At 60.0% G+C, this 18754-nt stretch carries 14 protein-coding genes; 7 read left to right on the top strand and 7 right to left on the bottom strand.

What is annotated here, in order from left to right; genetic code table 11:
• Positions 1–13: 13 nt before the first annotated feature.
• Complete coding sequence (locus tag PMI11_RS07455) at positions 14–610, top strand: DNA-3-methyladenine glycosylase (RefSeq protein WP_244430542.1); 597 nt, start codon at positions 14–16, stop codon at positions 608–610.
• 73 nt (positions 611–683) lie between these two features.
• Here the strand turns inward: PMI11_RS07455 and PMI11_RS07450 are convergent, their stop codons facing one another.
• From PMI11_RS07450 to PMI11_RS07440, 3 genes are read right to left on the bottom strand one after another with little or no spacing between them, the layout of a single operon-like run.
• Positions 684–2225 carry a DHA2 family efflux MFS transporter permease subunit gene (locus PMI11_RS07450; protein WP_007815120.1) on the bottom strand — a complete coding sequence of 514 codons (1542 nt, stop codon included), beginning with the start codon at positions 2223–2225 and terminating at the stop codon, positions 684–686.
• Between the two features lie 5 nt (positions 2226–2230).
• Positions 2231–3454: an HlyD family secretion protein gene (locus PMI11_RS07445; RefSeq protein WP_007815117.1), complete on the bottom strand. Its 1224-nt coding sequence runs from the start codon at positions 3452–3454 to the stop codon at positions 2231–2233.
• Positions 3447–3911 carry a MarR family winged helix-turn-helix transcriptional regulator gene (locus tag PMI11_RS07440; RefSeq protein WP_037070867.1) on the bottom strand — a complete coding sequence of 155 codons (465 nt, stop codon included), beginning with the start codon at positions 3909–3911 and terminating at the stop codon, positions 3447–3449. Before PMI11_RS07440 ends, PMI11_RS07445 begins: the two co-directional genes overlap by 8 nt.
• A gap of 497 nt (positions 3912–4408) precedes the next feature.
• On the opposite strand from PMI11_RS07440, the gene PMI11_RS07435 reads away from it, so the two are divergent.
• Positions 4409–5584: an efflux RND transporter periplasmic adaptor subunit gene (locus tag PMI11_RS07435; protein WP_007815111.1), complete on the top strand. Its 1176-nt coding sequence runs from the start codon at positions 4409–4411 to the stop codon at positions 5582–5584.
• Positions 5581–8760 carry an efflux RND transporter permease subunit gene (locus PMI11_RS07430; RefSeq protein WP_007815109.1) on the top strand — a complete coding sequence of 1060 codons (3180 nt, stop codon included), beginning with the start codon at positions 5581–5583 and terminating at the stop codon, positions 8758–8760. The genes PMI11_RS07435 and PMI11_RS07430 overlap by 4 nt, the downstream gene beginning before the upstream one ends.
• 7 nt (positions 8761–8767) lie before the next feature.
• On the opposite strand, the gene PMI11_RS07425 is transcribed toward PMI11_RS07430, so the two are convergent.
• Positions 8768–9544: a metallophosphoesterase gene (locus PMI11_RS07425; protein ID WP_007815107.1), complete on the bottom strand. Its 777-nt coding sequence runs from the start codon at positions 9542–9544 to the stop codon at positions 8768–8770.
• Between the two features lie 162 nt (positions 9545–9706).
• Here PMI11_RS07425 and PMI11_RS07420 point away from each other — a divergent pair, with 162 nt between their 5' ends.
• Entirely contained in the window at positions 9707–10831 is a 1125-nt protein-coding gene (locus PMI11_RS07420; protein ID WP_007815105.1) for an acyl-CoA dehydrogenase family protein, read from the top strand.
• A 66-nt stretch (positions 10832–10897) separates the two neighbouring features.
• Here PMI11_RS07420 and PMI11_RS07415 read toward each other — a convergent pair whose 3' ends face one another.
• Positions 10898–11359 (bottom strand): RrF2 family transcriptional regulator, encoded by a 462-nt coding sequence (locus PMI11_RS07415; RefSeq protein WP_007815103.1) that lies wholly within the window; start codon positions 11357–11359, stop codon positions 10898–10900.
• A gap of 211 nt (positions 11360–11570) precedes the next feature.
• Positions 11571–12359 (bottom strand): SDR family NAD(P)-dependent oxidoreductase, encoded by a 789-nt coding sequence (locus PMI11_RS07410; RefSeq protein ID WP_007815101.1) that lies wholly within the window; start codon positions 12357–12359, stop codon positions 11571–11573.
• A 163-nt stretch (positions 12360–12522) separates the two neighbouring features.
• On the opposite strand from PMI11_RS07410, the gene PMI11_RS07405 reads away from it, so the two are divergent.
• Entirely contained in the window at positions 12523–13290 is a 768-nt protein-coding gene (locus PMI11_RS07405) for a TIM barrel protein (RefSeq protein ID WP_007815099.1), read from the top strand.
• Between the two features lie 39 nt (positions 13291–13329).
• Here the strand turns inward: PMI11_RS07405 and PMI11_RS07400 are convergent, their stop codons facing one another.
• Entirely contained in the window at positions 13330–14385 is a 1056-nt protein-coding gene (locus PMI11_RS07400) for a LacI family DNA-binding transcriptional regulator (RefSeq protein WP_007815096.1), read from the bottom strand.
• Between the two features lie 186 nt (positions 14386–14571).
• On the opposite strand from PMI11_RS07400, the gene PMI11_RS07395 reads away from it, so the two are divergent.
• Positions 14572–16497, top strand: coding sequence for an ABC transporter substrate-binding protein (locus PMI11_RS07395; protein WP_007815094.1), 1926 nt, complete (start codon positions 14572–14574; stop codon positions 16495–16497).
• 103 nt (positions 16498–16600) lie between these two features.
• Positions 16601–18709, top strand: a complete 2109-nt coding sequence (locus tag PMI11_RS07390) for a family 10 glycosylhydrolase (RefSeq protein ID WP_007815092.1) — start codon at positions 16601–16603, stop codon at positions 18707–18709.
• The last annotated feature ends 45 nt before the right edge of the window (positions 18710–18754 follow it).

Below are 18754 nucleotides of genomic sequence, written 5' to 3'. Positions count from 1 at the left end.
ATCGGCAATTTCCATGACGATCGAAACGACTGATGGCGCGATCGGCGCCGGCCCGCTTGCCGGGGAGAGCCTGCGCCATTTCTTCGAACGCGATGCGATCGAGGTCGCTCGCGATCTTCTCGGCTGCCACCTCACGGTCAACGATATAGGTGGGCGGATCACCGAGACGGAAGCTTATTACCCTGATGACGCGGCCTCCCACAGTTTCCGTGGTCCAACGAAGCGCAATGGCGCCATGTACGGCCATCCGGGCAATGTCTATATCTACCGCATCTATGGCATGTATTGGTGCCTGAACTTCGTCTGCACACCAGGCTCTGCGGTATTGATCCGTGCGCTGGAGCCGGAAATCGGTCTCCCTGCGATGATTGATCGGCGAGGCACTGATGCGTTGACGCAGCTTTGCAGCGGTCCCGGCAAGCTCTGCCAGGCACTCGATATCGATATCTCCATCAATGACCGGACGCTCGACCAGCCACCCTATGCGATCTCGCCTTCCGCGCCTGTGTCCATCGTCTCGGGCAAGCGGATCGGCATTACGAAAAATGCCGAAGCACCGTGGCGCTTCGGCATTCAGGGATCGCGATATCTGAGCAAGCCGTTTCGCTAGAGCAAATTCCAGCAAAAGTGTGCAGCGGTTTTGCGTCCGGGATTGCGTGAAACAAGCAGAAGGGCTTGCAACGTCATTCCATGACGGCGCTATGATCCACGGCCGGCGCGGCCCTCGGCTTGCGCAGCAGCAGGACCAGCGGCATGACGGCAAGCGACATCAGCATCAGCAATTTGAAGTCGTCCATATAGGCAATGATGGTCGACTGCAGCGTGATGACCTCGTTAAGCGCCGCGCGGCCGACCGCCGTCAGCGGACTGAGGCCCTGCGCCGCCGTCGCATTGAAAGCATGGTTGAACGGCGTCACGTAGGCCGCGATCGACTCATGGTTGCTCTGCGTGTTCTCGACGATCAGGGCCGAGACGATGGAGATGCCGACAGAGGAGCCGATGTTTCGCGACAGGTTGTACAGGCCGGTTCCATCGCCGCGCATCTGAGCCGGCAGCGTCGCAAAGGCAATTGTCGTCAGCGGCACGAAGAGGAAGCCGAGGCCTGCACCCTGGACAAAGCCGACAGAGATGATCGTCCACTGCGAGACGTCGGGCGTCCAGCCGGTCATGTCGTACATCGCCCAGGCCGTCAGCCCGAGGCCCAGCAGCAGCAGCCAGCGCGTATCCACCTTGCCGATCAGCCGGCCGACGATGAACATGCAGAGCATCGTGCCAAGGCCGCGCGGTCCCATGACTATACCCGCGGTGATAACCGGATAGCCCATCAGCGTCTGCAGATACGGCGTCATCAACGCCAGCGAGGCGAGATAGGTGATGCCGATCACGAAGATGAAGACCATGCTGACGGTGAAATTCTGGTCGAGGAACAGCCGCGGATTGACGAAGGATTTCTCCGCCGTCAGCGTATGCACCACCAGCAGATAGAAGGCAGCGGCGCAGACGATCGCTTCGACCATGATCTCACCTGAGGAGAACCAGTCGAGCTGCTCGCCGCGATCGAGGAAAAGCTGCAGCGAAGCGATGAACAGGCTCATCATCCCGAAGCCGAACCAGTCGAGCTTGGCGAGCGCATCCCTCTTCGTCTCCGAGACGAATATGACGATGCCAGCAAAGGCGAGCGCGCCGATCGGAATGTTGATGTAAAAGACCCAGCGCCAGCTGATATTGTCCGTCAGCCAGCCGCCGATGACAGGGCCCAGAACCGGCCCGACCATGACCGAGACGCCGAATAGGGCCATGGCCGAGCCGCGCTCCTCGACGGAATAGATGTCGAGGAGGATGCCCTGGGAAAGCGGAACCAGCGAGGCGCCGAACAGGCCCTGCAGCAGGCGGAAGGCAACGATCTGCGGCAGCGACTGCGCCAGGCCGCAAAGGATGGAGGCGACCACGAAGCCAACGATTGCCGTCAGCAACACGCGCTTGCGACCGAACTTGGCAGCAAGAAAGCCCGACGGCGGCGTCATGATCGCGGCCGCGACGATATAGGAAGTCAAGACCCAGTTGATCTGGTCGGCGGAGGCCGAAACGCTACCCTGGATATAGGGCAGCGCCACGTTGGCGATCGTCGTATCCAGCGCCTGCATGATGACGGCCAGGATAACGCAGGCGGTGATCGCGCCGCGATTGGCAACCGGAGTTGCCGGTGATGCAGGAGCAGTGCTCATGGCCGTTACTCTTGGCTCTTGGCCTGGCCCAGAAGGTTGTTGACGAAATCAGGCAATCCGCGCGCATGGCCGGTATCGACGTCGACGACCGTACTCATGCCGACGCGAAGCGGCGGCTTGCCCTGAGAGTCGTCGATGCTGACGCGCATCGGAATGCGCTGCACGACCTTCACCCAGTTGCCGGTCGTATTCTGTGCCGGCAGCAGCGAGAAGGAAGAACCGGATGCCGGGCTGATGCTCTCGACCTTGCCCTTCCATAGGACGCCCGGATAGGTGTCGACATAGATATCGACCACTTGGCCGGGCTTCACGTAAGTGAGTTCCGTTTCCTTCGGACTTGCGGCAATCCACAGATGCGAGGTCGAAACCAGCGAAAAGGCCTGCTGCGAAGCTTGCAGGTAGGAGCCGACCTGCAGCGCGTTCACATTGGTGACGATGCCGTCGAAGGGCGCCCTGACCACGCTGTGATCGAGTTCGCGCTGAGCGTTGTCGACCTGCGACTTGGCCTGCAGATAGAGCGGGTTTTCCTCAACTGGCTGGTCGGCATTGCCCCCGAGCTGGGCAAGCGTCGTTGCTGCTTCCGCCTTGGCGACGGAAACCTTCTGCTGTGCGGCCTCGAGATTGTGCTTGGCTTCGTCATAGGCCGACTGCGTGGCGCTGCCGTTGTTGACGAGATTTTGCTGCCGGTCGAACTGATCCTGGTAATAGGGCAGATCGGCTTCGGCCTGCGTGATCTCGGCGAGCGACTGCTGGTAGCTGGCCTTGAGGTTCATGATCTGGTTGCGCTGCGCCCCGAGCTGCGCCTTGGCGCCATCGAGCGCGATCTTGAAGGAATCAGAGCGCAGGCTGAAGAGCACCTGCCCCGCCTTGACCTGCTCGTTCTCATGCACGTTGATCTGCTCGACGAGACCGGAAACGTCGGTCGTGATGCCCACCATATCCGCCTGGATATAGGCATTGTCGGTCGACATAATCTGACCGCCATTGACGTAGTAGTAGCCGCCGACGACGAGCGCCACCGGCAACAGGGCAAAGAGAACGGGACGGGTGAAGCTGCGCCGGCGGCGGACCTTGTTGCCGCCAGGCGCAGCCACCGCGGCAGCCGCGGGCGCTGAATTGGATGAAGGCGCCTCAGCCACCGTTTCCGGTTGTTGGGGAATTTCTTTTTCTTCGACAGGGTTCTTGGCATTCGCGTTGGACACGACGCGCAGGGGGGATTGATCAGCCATGTTTCGTCTCATTCTCGGCGACCGGGGACCGGCACGCCTGCACCAGGTTCGTCTTCATTACGGATAGGATGTGGAAAAGCTGGTCGCGCTGTTCAGGTGTGATGCTTTCCAGCGCCTCGCCGCGGGTCACGTCACCGATCTTTCGCATTTCGGCGAGAATCGGATGGGCTGCTTCACGCATGTAGAGCAGCCAGATGCGCCTGTCGGTCGGGTGCTGGCGGCGCTCGATCAGGCCGCGCTCGGCGAGCTTGTCGAGGATGCGGACCAGCGTGATCGGCTCAATTTCGAGGATTTCGGCAAGCCCGCTCTGATGGATGCCCTCATTATTGGCGAGATAGGCAAGCGTCTGCCACTGAGACCGCGTCAGTCCAAGGTCCTTTGCGCGCTGCTCGAACCGCTTGCGAAGCAGACGGGCAACGTCGTGCAGAAGAAAACCGAGTGTTGGATTGTTGGTCATATACATTCGCCGGCTAGTAATAAGCATCCTTATGATATTGGTAGATATATTGAGCATATGCAGTGCACAAGGATGCAACCTCAAGATTCCGCACCTGCGGCCAAAATGCCGCAGCCCGCACCAAGCAGCGCCTTCGATCCGGTCTTTGGAAAGGGTCAAGCAGCGGTCGAAACTCGTCTCAGCAATGTGATAAAGCGAGGCATCGGCGGAAATGCCGGGGGTTTGTGGAACTCCAAATCCATGTAATCAATTGGCATTTGCAATTTTTGGATTCTCCCGTTTATAGTCTGCCTTCATAGAGTTAGGGAGAAGCAGGATTTTCTCCCTCCGGTTGATTTCGAGGTGCTGGCTTGCACCTGTCATCTTCCCGGCAGCCAAGCATGAGTAGAATTCGGACTTAGGACGAAGGCTCATGCTTTCGTTCCAGCAGACATGAACAGCTTATCTCAGGCATAGGTTCAGGCGGCTGCGTTCGGCCGCCCGCAAGGGGGACCGGAATGGCTTATTCGCTTCGACAGACACTGGCGCTCGGCTGCTTTGCGGCCTTCCTGCCGCTCATTGCTGAGGCCCAGCAGGCGCCTGCTCCCCCACCCGTCACCGTCGCCAAACCCGTCGTGCGCGATGTGGTCGACAGTGATGAGTTCATCGGCCGTTTCGAACCTGTCGATGAGGTCTCCGTTCGCTCGCGCGTCGGTGGTTACCTGCAGGAAATCGACTTCACCGACGGCGCTCTGGTGAAACAAGGCGAACGGCTCTTCGTTATCGATCAGAGGCCGTTCGTAACCGCACTCAATCAGGCCAATGCTGCGCTCGAAGCGTCGAAATCGGCTCTCGTCTTTGCCGATGCGCAATATAAGCGCGCGCAGTCGCTTGCTTCGAGCGGCAGCCAGTCGGCGCAGACGCTGGACGATCGCCGCCGCGAATTCGATTCAGCGCAAGCCAATGTCCGCGGCGCGCAGGCTGCAGCCGATCGCGCCGCTCTCGACATGGAATATACCGAGATCACCGCGCCGCTCAGCGGCCGCATCGACCGGCGCCTGATCTCCGCCGGCAACCTCGTGCAGACGGACCAGACGGTGCTGACGACGATCGTTTCCCTCGACCCGATCGATTTCTATTTCGACGTCGACGAGCGCCGCCTGCTGAATTTCGCCGACACCGCACGCAAGCTCGGCAAGGATCTTCAGCAGGGCGGTGGCGGACTGGATGTGACAGTCACGATCTCGGATCCCAATGCCAAGCCATTCAAGGGAAAACTGGATTTCGCCGAGAACCGGATCGACAACGAAAGCGGCACCATTCGTCTGCGTGCCCGCTTCCCTAACCCCGATCTCGTCCTTCAGCCCGGCCTCTTCGGCCGCATCCAGGTTGAAGCCTCCAACACCTATCAGGCCATTCTCGTCCCTGATGAGGCAATCGGCTCTGACCAGAACGAGCGCGTCGTCTATGTCGTCGGTACCGACGGCACGGTATCGACCAAGCCCGTGAGGCCCGGTCCGCGGCTCTATGGCTACCGCGTCATTCGCGAAGGCCTCGATGGCACCGAGACGATCATCGTCAATGGCCTGATACGCGCCCGGCCCGGCGCAAAGGTAACACCTCAGATGACCGAACTGCCGAAGGAGCGGACGGACGCTCCGCCGGAAACCGCCGGTGCGGAGAGCGGCCAATGAGATTTGCTCACTTCTTCGTAGACCGGCCGATCTTCGCGGCCGTCATCTCGATCGTTCTCCTCGTTGTCGGCAGCATCGCCTATACGCAATTGCCGGTCTCCCAATATCCGGAGATCGCGCCGCCGACTATTGTCGTGCGCACCTCCTATCCGGGCGCCGACCCGCAGACGATCGCCGATACGGTTTCGACCCCGCTCGAGCAGCAGATCAACGGCGTCGAAGACATGCTCTACATGTCTTCCTACTCCAGCGCCGATGGCGCCATGTCGCTGACGATCACCTTCAAGCTCGGCACCGATCTCGACAAGGTCCAGGTTCTTGTCCAGAACCGCGTTTCCATCGCCCTGCCCCGTCTTCCCGAGGAAGTCCAGCGGCTTGGCGTGACCACCGACAAGAGTTCGCCTGACCTGATGATGGTGGTGCACCTCTTGTCGCCGTCGCACCGTTATGACCAGCTCTACGTCTCGAACTACGCCCGTAACCGCATACGCGACGTTCTCGTGCGCCTTGACGGCGTCGGCGACGTGCAACTCTTCGGCGAACGCCAATATTCGATGCGAATCTGGCTGGATCCGGAAAAGCTCTCCGCCTACGGAATGACATCCGATGACGTCGTCGCCGCATTGAGAGACCAGAACGTCCAGGTATCGGGCGGCAAGATCGGCGCCCCGCCTGTTACCGGCAAGAATGCGTTTGAATATACGGTGCGAACGGACGGGCGCTTCTCTGATGTGCGCCAGTTCCGCTATGTTATCGTGAAATCGACGGCCACCGGCCGGCTTGTGAGCTTGCAGGATGTCGCCCGCATCGAGCTTGGCGCACAGGATTACGTCACCAACAGCTATCTCAATAATGACCCCGCAGTTGCTCTCGGCATTTTCGCCCGGCCGGGAACCAATGCACTGGATACGGCGCATCAGATCCAGGGCATTATGAAGGATCTTTCGCAGAATTTCCCGCAGGGCCTGGAATACCGGATCGTCTACGATACGACCGAATTCATCTCGGATTCGATCAATGAGGTCTACAGGACCATCGCCGAGGCGGCGATCCTCGTGGCAATCGTCGTCCTCGTCTTCCTGCAATCCTGGCGAACCGCCATCATTCCGATCATCGCCATTCCTGTGTCGCTGATCGGCACCTTCGCGGTCCTGCTCGCCTTCGGCTTCTCACTCAATATGCTGACCCTGTTCGGCCTCGTCCTTGCGATCGGTATCGTCGTCGACGATGCGATCGTGGTGGTGGAGAATGTCGAGCGAAACCTGGCGCGCGGCATGACCCCGAAACAGGCGGCGCACGTCACAATGGACGAAGTCGGAACCGCCGTCGTCGCCATCTCACTGGTGCTGATCGCCGTCTTCGTACCGACAGCCTTCATTCCCGGCATTTCCGGCCAGTTCTACAAGCAGTTCGCGGTGACGATTTCCGTCACCACGGCCATCTCGGCATTGAATTCGCTGACGCTTTCGCCTGCACTTGCCGGCATCCTGCTGAAGACCCACGATCACGAAGCGAAGCCCAAGAACATCTTCTCACAAGTGGGAAGCGGCCTTGCCAATGGTTTCAACCGCGGCTTCGACAAGATGAGTTCCGGCTATTCCTGGATCGTTCGGCATCTGGTCAGCAGCTGGATCGGATTGACCGCTTCGCTGATCGTCTTCGCCGGCCTCCTCGGAGCGACCTGGTATATGGGCCAGAAAGTTCCCTCGGGCTTCATCCCGACCATGGACCAGGGTTACGCAATCATCGTCATCCAGCTTCCGGACGGAGCCTCTCTTGCGCGCACCGACGCCGTCGTCAAACAGGTGGGTGACATCGCCCGCACGGTGCCGGGCGTCGGCAATGCCGTGCAATTTGCCGGTTTCAGCGGGGCAACTTTCACCAATGCCTCGAATGCCGGCGTCGTCTTCGTCCCGTTCAAATCCTTTGCCGAGCGTGAAGAAGGTGGCGAAACCGCCAACAAGATCATCGGCGAGCTCTATGGCAAGCTGCAGAGCATCCAGGAGGCCTTCATCATTGCCATCCCGCCGCCATCCGTGCGCGGCGTCGGCAATTCCGGCGGCTTCAAGATGCAGATTTCGGATCTCGAAAACGCCGACATGACGCGCGTCCTTGGTCTGGCCCGCCAGATGATGGGTGCCGCGGCCACGACCCCGGGGCTGACAGGCGTCTTCACGACATTTTCGGATGCAAGCCCGCAATATTTCCTCGCGATCGACCGCGACAAGGCGCGTTTCCTAAACGTGCCGATCCCCAACATCTTCAACGCACTCTCGATTAACCTCGGCGTTGCCTATGTGAACGACTTCAATGCCTTTGGGCGCGTCTACCAGGTTCGCGCCCAGGCCGACCGGCAATACCGCATGGACAGGGACGATATCCTGGCGCTGAAGGTTCGATCGGCAACCGGGGCGCTGGTTCCGCTTGGCACTTTGATGGATATCCAGGACTCCAGCGGTCCGGCACTTGTCCAGCGCTACAACATGTATGTCTCGGTGCCGCTTCAGGGCAATCCGACGCCCGGCACATCGACCGGCGATGCCATTAAGAAGATGGAAGCGCTGGCGGGGCAGATCTTGCCACCGGGAACGACCTTTGAATGGACTGAGCTCGCCTATCAGGAAACCCACACCGGCAATACCGCCATCTATATCTTCGCCCTGTCGGTGATCTTCGTCTTCCTTGCGCTTGCGGCACAATATGAAAGCTGGGTCCTGCCTCTGGCCATTATCCTCATCGTTCCGCTCGCAGTGCTCGCCGCGTTGATCGGCGTATCGCTGAGGGGAATGGACAACAACGTCCTCACCCAGATCGGCCTGATCGTCCTGATCGGCCTTGCGGCCAAGAACGCCATTCTGATCGTCGAGTTTGCACGACAGGCGGAAGAAGAAGGGAAAAGCGTCGTGGATGCCGCAATCGAGGCAAGCCATCTTCGCCTGCGCCCGATCCTGATGACGGCCTTCGCCTTTATCTTCGGCGTTCTGCCGCTTGCCATCGCCACCGGCCCAGGTGCTGAAATGCGCCAGTCGCTCGGCACGGCTGTGTTCTCGGGCATGTTGGGTGTGACGATCTTCGGCCTGTTCCTGACGCCGGTCTTTTACGTAGTGCTGCGCCGCTGGCGCAAAAAGCCGGCAGAAGCGCCGGCTCAGGTCGATGCAGAGGAGAATGCTGCCTGAACCGGTCTCAGGTGGAGAAGAGGTAAACCTGGCCCTGCCAGAAGCGGGCAACGGAGAGCCTGCCGCTCCTGAAGGCGCGGGTATCGAGGTTCAGCCGCATTGGCTGCACATCCGGCTGGTCGCTGGGTGTGTGACCGTGCACGATGAGCTTCGGCAACGGCAGCGGGCTTTCCAGGAAACGCTGGCGAATGAAAGCCAGATCGTCATCGGCCTGCTCTTCGAGCGGCACACGTGGATCGATACCCGCATGCACGAAGGCTACATTGGGCGTATCGAGCATGATCGGCAGGGAGCGGATGAAATCGATATGGGTATGCGGCAGCGACTGGCGGATGAAGGCGTCGAGCTGCGCACCGGAACGGAAAACGAGCGGCAGGTGATCAGGATCGAGACCGTAGGATCGCAGAAGCTCGGCGGCACCCATGGTCATCCAGTCGTCATAGGACGCCCAGCCGTCAATATAGTCGAGCATGACGATCTCATGGTTGCCGGCAAGGCAGATGCGCTCGAAACCCTCGGGCGCCGGGTCCATGATATGGCTGATGACATGCGCCGATTGCGGACCGCGGTCGATATAGTCGCCAAGCATGACGATGAGTTTGGTGCCTGGTATATGCTCTGCATCCCGGACGATCGCCTCTTCCGCTTTCTGCAGCAGGTCGAGACGACCATGCACGTCGCCGATGGCATAAGTGGGGATGTCAGCTATATCCATGCTCACGCGCGGACGCGGCTGACGTCCAGCCTTCGAACCCTCGCGGCTTCGTGCAAGAGAATCACTCATCATCATTCCTGATCATTTCGCCGTCCCTTAACCATAAGTAGAGCATACGGCAAGGTGATCAAGCTGGTAAGAAAATTCCGCCGGCCAGGCTTTTGTGGAAAAAGCAGCCTTACGCAAGCCGATGCAATCACGCACTTTTTTAGCACTGGGAAAGAGTGGCAGATGGGCACCGTATCGCAACTGCACGACAATGTGCGTCCTCCGGCGCACCGCATCGAGACTGAGGAGGAGGCCATCTCCGCGGCTCGCGGCCTTGCGGTCGGCTTTCGCCGGCAGGCAAGCGAGCGCGACATCAACCGCCTCATGCCGAACGCCGAACTCGACGCGCTCTCGCAATCCGGCCTCACAGCAATCACCGTTCCCCCTGAATATACCGGGCTCGATATTTCCAACGCCCTGCTCGCCGCAATCGTCGCCATCGTCGCTGAAAGCGATGCCTCGATCGGCAACGTGCTGGCATCTCACTTCCGCGTGCTGGAAGGGCTGCGCAACCAGCCCTCGGAAGAGCTGAAGATCGCCCTTTTCACCCGTGCGCTGGACGGCGACCGTTTCGCCGCAACCCGTTTTACCGATCAGGCAAGTCTCGTTGCCGAGGGCTCCGGCTTTCGCCTGACAGGCCGGTCGGAACAGGCAGCCGCCATCCTTTTCTCCGACTGGATCGCCGCGGCAGCGATCGATCCCGGCGGCCGCAGGGTAACGCTCCATCTTCAGCGTGACAGCGACGAACTGCAGGCGGTGGACGACTGGGATGCTTTTGGGCTGCGCACCAACGGCACGGCAACGCTGATTGCCGGCAAGCTGCATGTGAATGCCGATACCGTCACTGCCGCTCTATCCGGCGACCACACGACGGAAAAATCCTTGAGTCTTCTGCTGCAGGCAGCCGTCAGCCTCGGTATCGCCCGTGCAGCCTTTGCCGACCTGCTCATCATGGCGAAGGAACCCTCTGCCCTTTTTGGCAAAATCGGCGAGCGCGCCATCCGCATCGAAATCGCGACCGGCGCGCTGGAACAGGCAGGCCGCAAACTGGATATCGCCCAGGTAAGTCCCGCCGAGGCCGCCATGGCGGAAGCCTATTTCTCCGCCTCATCCGCCTGCCTCACGGCAACTGAGGTGGCGCTGGACACGGCAAATGCTCTCTTCGAACTGGCTCGAGGCGCAACCGGCAGCATCGCGCTCAACCTCGACCGCCACTGGCGGAACGCCCGCATCCACGACATGGCAATCCAGCGCGAGCCGCTGTTGAACGCAGCAGGCGCGCATATTCTGAGAATCAGGGAAAGCTGAAACAATTCCAGCAAAACCGTGCCGCGGTTTGCGTCCGGAATTGCGTGAAAATAAAGGGAGTGCGGATCAGCTCGCGGCGGAAACCGGAACCTTTTCCTCGACCGTCTCGATGCCGCCGCCGGCGACGAACTGTTCGAGCGTCATGTTGTCGAGAATGGCGGCGATCGCGTCCCGGACTTCGGTCATCGAGCGCCGCACCTGACAGGTCTCGGGATCGGCACAGTCGTCGCAGGCCTCGTAAGCCGTGCGGCTCGCACACCGGATCGGCGCGAGCGGCCCGTCCAGCGTGCGGATGACATGACCGATGCGGATATCAGACGCAGGCCGCGACAGCGAATAGCCGCCGCCCGGCCCCTTCTTCGACCGCAGGATGCCGACATTGCGCAGTTCGAGCAGGATCGTATCGAGAAACTTCTTCGGGATATTGTTGCGCGAGGCAATATCGTTGATGAAGGCGGTCTCGCCCGGCGCCAGCCGCGCCAGATCAACCAGCGCCTTCAATCCGTATTTTCCTTTTTTTGTCAACATCTGCGTCGCCCTGCACTTTGCGGCATTATGCTTCTGTAATAGCAGGCAAATAGAGTCAAAACCATGAAGAGACAACAAAATAACCCGTTTTTATAGGTTATTTCGACTATCTATGTTGCTGTAAAACCGCGCCTTCAAGTCTCCCGACGCCCAGCGGGTTGATGTGCCAGTCCCCCATTGGGCAAGCCCATGCGAGACCGGAAATCACAGGCTATACCGTTTTCAGCATGCCGCCATCGACGAAATAGGTAGAGCCGATGCTGTAGCTCGACCGGTCGGAGCAGAGGAAGACGAAGAAATTCGCCAATTCCTCCGGCGTGCCGAAACGCTTGGACGAGGCATGTTCATCCGCCACGCTCTGCAGATAACCCTCCCAGTCACCACCGGTCTCGGCTGTCAGTTGCTTGGCGGTCTTGATCCAGTCGGGTGTCAGAATGAGGCCGGCATTGACGCAGTTGACGCGAATCCTGTCCTTGACGAGCTCGGTGGAGAGCGTCTTGGAAAACATCATCAGCGCCGCCTTGGTGACATTATAGATCGGTTCGTACCACAGCGGCTGCACGGCGCAGATCGAGGCATTGTGAAGGATCACCCCGCCACCGCGCTTCTTCATCTGCGGCGCAATTCCGCGGGCAAGGCGCACGGCGGCCATCACATGCAGATCAAAATACGCCTGCCACTTCTCGTCGGGCGCCTCCATGACCGTCTCGTTGGAGCCGGTGCCGGCATTGTTGATGAGAATATCCGCTCCACCACGTTCGGCTGCCGCCGCGATGATCGCCTCCGTACCTTCGACAGTCGCGACATCGCTTTCGACCGCAATGGCGCTGACACCATATTTTTCAGCGATGCGCACAGCTTCAGCATCCAGCCGCTCACGTCCACGCGCAGACAAAATGAGGTTGGCACCCTCGGCCGCCAGCCCTTCGGCGATCGCCAGCCCGATACCGACCGAACCACCAGTGATGACGGCGGTCTTTCCCTTCAATCCAAGATCCATGAAATCCTCCCAATCCGGCCGGCGGTCCGGCCGCTCCGCCAACTCTTCCGGCATTGGCTCTGCCCGTCAAGCCATGGCGGAAAATCATCGGTGCCGCTAGCTGATCCCTCTTGCCGCAGGTCGCGATCTGTCGCATGCCTGCGGGCATAGTGGAGGAATTTTTATGCGTCTTTATTCAGCTTGCATTGAATGGCTGTTTGCCGAGGAAGGCGATCATTTCGCCGATCGCATCCACCGCGCCCATGCCGCCGGCCTCAAAGCTATCGAGTTTTGGCGCTGGACGGACAAGGATCTCGACGCGATCGAAGCCGCATTGAAGGAAACCAGCCTCAAGGTGACGAGCCTCGTCGCCGAGCCGATGATCGCGCTGACTAACCCTGCCAATCGCGAAACCTGGCTGAAGGGCCTTACCGATTCCGTCGCCGTCGCGAAACGCCTCGGCGCCCCTGTCCTGATCGCGCAAGCCGGCGATGATCTCGCGGGTTTCACACGAGACGAACAGCGCAAGGCGCTCACCGAAACGCTACGGGCCGGCGCGGACATCCTTGATGATAGCGGCGTGCGCCTCGGTGTCGAGCCACTCAACATCCGCATCGACCACATCGGCTATTTCCTCGATTCCACCCGCGAGGGGCTGGATATCGTCGATGACGTCGCCCGTCCGGAAATCGGCATCGTCTATGACATCTATCATTCCGCCGTCATGGATGAGCGCACGGAAGATGTTCTGGCCGGCCGCATCGACCGTGTTTTCCACGTTCATGTCGCTGACCACCCCGGCCGCAACGAACCAGGCACCGGCACGATCGATCTCGCTCACCGCCTGAACTGGATCTTCTCCAACGGCTACACCGGGGCTATCGGCTTGGAATACAAGCCAACGGCTCCGGGTGCGGATGCAGTGACGGCGGCAATTGCGACCTTGGGCTGACATTCAGCACTCTGCCGTTATCCGGCAGCATCAGCCCGATCACTTCACAAGTGCACTGTGCTGATTGGCTTCCGATTCCGGCTTTGCTGGATCGGTAGTTGCCGGCACCTTGCACGGACCGGCCGAACGGCGCTCGACGATGCGTGAAGCGATCATGACGCGGCGGGCAGGCATGCCAGGCAGACGCGGGTTTTCTATCCGCTCCAGGAGCAGCCGGAGACCGACGGCCCCGCCCTCCTGGCCTTCCATTTTCACCGTCGTCAATGGCGGCGAAATCTGCGTGGCCGGCGAGAAATCGCCGAAGCCTACGACCGAGACGTCATCGGGAATGCGATAGCCCTGGCCCAGCAATTCGGAAACCACGGTCAGCGCCAGTCCGTCATGGGCACAGAAGAAAGCCGTCGGGTGGATGCCCTTTGCCTTGAGGTCCTTGAAAGCCTCGCCGAAGCCGATCTGTTCGTCGAAGCGTAACACATGCAGCGAGACGTCCTCGCAGCGTTCGGCAATCTCCCGCGCGCCGTAGAAGCGCTCGCGCCGCCCACGGAAACCGGGCGTGCCGTTGACATAGACGATCGACCGATGGCCGAGTTCGATGAGATATTGCAGCACCGCCTGCCCCGCCTCATGGTCGGTGCCGGTCACCTGATCGGCCTGCTCCAACGCATCGACCCAGCCGAAACGCACGATCGGAACCCCCGTCGCTGTTGCCGCCGCGATCGCTTCCCGATCATGCGGTCCAACGAGCAGCAAACCTGCGCAGGAGCGCCCCAACTCTTCCAGCTGATCGGCACTATGGGTCCAGCGAATGCGCAGGGCCATGCCCAGCCGATGGGCTTCGCGCTGCACGCCGTTCTGAATCTGCATATAGAGTTCGCTGTTGACGGCATCGAGATCGTGGAAAACAACGGCAATATCACTCGTCAGCGACTGGCCTGCAGGACGCGTGTAGCCCAGCCGTTCGGCCGCCGCGCGGATCAGCGCGCGTGTCTCCTCACTGACGCCGCTCTTACCTGCCAGCGAGCGCGAGACCGCATATTTCGAGAGGCCGACCTCGCGCGCGATCGTCTGTAAGGTAACTCGCCCCCTGCTTCCCACTCTACACCTCGATTTCCCGTTCGGTATTCGGAGCGCTTCGCTACACCTTCCCTACCGGAATTGCAAATTCTTGCACTAACAAAACATAACGCTTTACCTAACAATATCCAAATGTATTCTTCTCGTTATCCCAGCCTGAAAGCAAAAAATAACGATAAGGGCTGAGGATTTTTGGAGGAGAACCCTATGATCAAGCTGAAACGTCGTGCGTTTCTGGCCGGGACTTCGGCCGTTCTGATCTTGCCGGCTCTGCCGGCTTTCGCCGCCGACTACAAGGAAGCGGCCATTCTGAAAGACAAGGTTTCAAGTGGCGCGTTGCCGGCCCTCAAGGACCGGCTGCCGGAAAATCCGCTCGTCATCAAGCCGGTCGAAAGCGTCGGCAAACATGGCGGCGACTGGAATATGGCGCTCGTGGGTGGCGGTTCGCTGTCGATGCTATTCCGCTATCAGGCCTACGAACCGCTGTTGCGCTATACGCCCGACTGGTCCGGCGTGACGCTGAACGTCGCCGAAGCCTTCGACGGCAATGCAGATTCCACAGAATATACCATACGCCTGCGCAAGGGCATGAAATGGTCGGACGGCCAGCCCTATACCACGGCGGACGTGAAATTCTGGTACGACACGATCCTGACCGACAAGCGCGTCGCCGTGAACGGACAAGGCCACTGGAAGACAGCAGGCAAGCCGGCGAAGCTTGAAATTGTCGACGAACAGACGTTCAAAGTTATCTTTGCGAAGCCTAACGGTATGTTCCCGTTGCAGGTCGCCTGGGCCAACAGCGATCACACCACACGCTGCCCCAAACATTATCTCGAGCAGTTCCATATCGATTACAACCCGAAGGCCGACGAGCTTGCCAAACAGCGCGGCTTCGAAAGCTGGATCGCCGCCTTCCAGTCCGCCTCCGGCTTCCAGGACGACAATGCCTTCTTCCTGAACTCCTCGAAGAAGCCCTGCCTACATGCCTGGATGTTCACCACAGCGCCCGGCGAGAATACCGAACGCGCTATTGCCGAACGCAACCCCTTCTACTGGAAAGTAGATACGGAGGGTAACCAGCTCCCCTATATGGACCGCATCGTCTACCAGATGGTCGCCGATCCGCAGGTGCTGCTCTTGAAGGCCATGCAGGGCGAAATCGATCTGATGGATCAATATATCGCCACACCGAACAACAAGTCGGTACTCTACGATGCGCGCGAGCAGGGCAAGTATGATTTCTACACGCTGACTTCAACCGAAGCCAATGTGATGAACTTCATCTTCAACCTGAACCACAATGACGAGACCAAGCGAAAGCTCTTCCGGAACAAGGATTTCCGCGCAGCGCTCTCCATGGCGCTCGATCGCCAGTCGTTGATCGATGCCGTACTCGTGGGTCAGGGCGCACCTGCCCAGCCTTCGATCAAACAGGGCGACCCGCTCTATAATGAGCAGCTTGCCACGCAGTTCACGAGCTATGATGTCGACAAGGCGAATGCCATGCTCGACACGCTGATCCCGAAGCGCGACGACCAGAATTTCCGACTTGACGATCAGGGCCGCCGGCTCACGGTGATCTTCGAGATCGACCAGGCGCGCGCCGTCTTCCTCGATCTCTTCCAGCTCGTCATCCCGATGTTCCAGGCCGTCGGCATCGATGCGCAGATGCGCACCATGGACCGTTCGCTCTGGGAGACCCGCGTCCGCCAGGGCCGCGATTTCGATGCGACGGCCCACCAGTTCGGTGCGAATGGCGGCGTCGCTGCCATGCTCGACCCGCGCTATTACGTGCCGACGGATTCGAATGCCATGTATGCCCCGGCCTGGCAGCTTTGGTATCTCGACCGCAATAATGCCAATGCCGAAGAGCCGCCCGAGGAAACGAAGAAGCTGCTTGAACTCTATGACAAGCTGAAGGCGACTTCCGATGCGACCGGCCAGCAGGAGATCATGAAGCAGATCCTGCAGGGCGCCGCCGACAATTTCTATGTCTTCGGCATTTCCCAGCCGCCGGATGGCTACGGCGTCGTCAAGAACAACATGAAGAACATCACCAAGACCATGCCGAATTCCTTCGGCTGGCCGACCCCCGCTCCCACCATGCCGGAGCAATTCTACAAGGTCTGATGGCCTGCAAAATGATGATGCATTCCAGGCGCCGGCTTTATCGGTCGGCGCCAAGGCCCCTCTTTTGCCAATGCCCTCGTTTGACAATGATTGGATGAAGACGATGCTCGACGCCAGAAGACAGAACACCGACACGCTGCGCACACCGGACTGGTTCAAGACCGCAACGCGCTGGACCCAGCTCACCTTCGTGGAAGACGATCCGGAAAAATACGATCCGGCCTTCTGGGTGGATGTCTTCAAGCGCACGAAATCCAATGCCGTATGCCTCAGCGCCGGCGGCTACATCGCCTATTATCCGAGCGAAGTACCCTATCACTATGTGAGCAAATATCTGGGTGATAAGGACATCTTCGGCGCACTCGTCGATGCTGCCCGCAAGCTCGACATGCATGTCATGGCCCGCGTCGACCCGCACGCAATCCATGACGATGCCGCGAAGGCCCATCCGGAATGGGTTATGATCAACGCCGACGGCACGCCGCGCCGCCACTGGGCCTATCCCGACGTCTGGGTCACCAATGCCTATGGCGACTACAACACCGTCTTCATGCCCGAGGTGGTGAAGGAGATCGTCCGCAAATACGATATCGACGCCGTCTTTGCCAATCGCTGGCAGGGCCACGGCGTCGATTACAGCGAAGATAGCGCCCGCCGCTTTAAGGACATGTTCGGCCATGCTCTGCCAAAGAAGGCGGACGCTGATGATCCTGCCTGGCAGAGCTGGTTGCAGTGGCGCCGCCGCGTGCTGACCGACATGATCGCCCAGTGGGATGATGCGGTCAAAGCGATCCGCCCGCATGCGAGCTTCATCCCTAACATGGGTGGCGCCTCGCTAATGGAATTCGACCTTTCGGTCATCGCCAAGCATTGCCCTTTCCTCGTCGTCGATCATCAGGGTCGCAAGGGACTTGAACTCGGCTGGTCTGCCGGCCGCAACGGCAAGCGCATCCGCGCCACCTTCCCCGACCGGCCGGTCGTACTCATCACCTCGATCGGCCCGGAAGAAGAATATCGCTGGAAAGATGCTGTCACCTCGGGCGAGGAAATGCAGCTCTGGATCAATGACGGCACCGCCCACGGCCTCTATGCCTGGTTCACCAAGTTCAACGGCGTCGTGCCGGACAAGCGCTGGGTGGAGCCAGTCGCCGACGCCTTTGCGCTGCAGGCGGCCGTCGAACCGGTTCTTGAGAGCATGCATCCGACGGCCGAAATCGCCGTCATCGACCCCTCGACCACGCTTCGCCACTGGGCGCCGGAAGAACGGCATAGCGCCGAGAAGCACGATCTCGGCTTCTATCACGCGCTCGTTGAGGCCCGCCTGCCCTTCGAACTTCTCTCGGATCAGGTTCTGACCAAAGAAAATCTCGACCGCTTCAAGCTGATCATTCTCGCCAATGCCTCCTGCCTTTCGGATGCGCAGAACGAGGCGATCCGCGCCTATGTGGAGCGTGGTGGCAGCATCGTCGCTTCCTACGAGACCTCGCTGCGCGACGAATTCGGCAAGAGGCGCAGCGAGTTCGGCCTCTCCGATGTACTGGGCGCAAAATTCGTTTCCGGCCCACGTGGCATCGTCAAGAACACCTATGTGGCGCTGTCGGGCGATCATCCCATCAATCAAGGCTACGAAGGTGCCGAGCGCATCATGGGCGGCACGCGCCTGATCCATGCCGATCCGACCGGCAATGCGACGACACCCTTCCTCTATGTGCCCGATTTCCCCGACTTGCCGATGGAAGAGGTCTATCCGCGCAAGGCACCGGAAGGCGCCGGCGTCATCGCTCGCGAAACCGGCAAGGGCGGCCGCACCGTCTACATCCCATGGAATATTGGTGAAATCTTCTGGGAAGTCTTCGCCGTCGACCATGGAAAGCTGATTGCCAATGCCGTGCGCTGGGCACTCGGCAAGACCTCGCGCGTCACCGTCGAAGGCCCCGGCGTCCTCGACATGGCGCTGCGTGAAAATGCCGAGGGCATCGCGCTCAGCCTCTTCAACCTCACCAACCCGATGATGATGAAGGGGCCGATACGCGAAAATTACCCTCTGGCGTCGCAGACGGTTTCAGTGGAAATTCCCCCGGGCAAATCGGTGGCAAAGGCATGGCTCGTCGTTACCGACCGCGCGGCAAACTTCAGCGTCAAGGATGGCCGCGCACAGGTGGAGGTGCCGGGCATCGAAAGACTGGAGGTGCTGCACCTCACCTGGAAATGAGGTGTTGAGACAAGGAGGAGCGCTTTCGGCCTGGAGGGGCCGAAG

Origin of the sequence: Rhizobium sp. CF142 (assembly GCF_000281145.1) — a bacterium.
Classification (GTDB): domain Bacteria; phylum Pseudomonadota; class Alphaproteobacteria; order Rhizobiales; family Rhizobiaceae; genus Rhizobium.
Note: the sequence above shows the minus strand (reverse complement) of the source record. Positions and strands in the feature narration are given on the sequence as shown.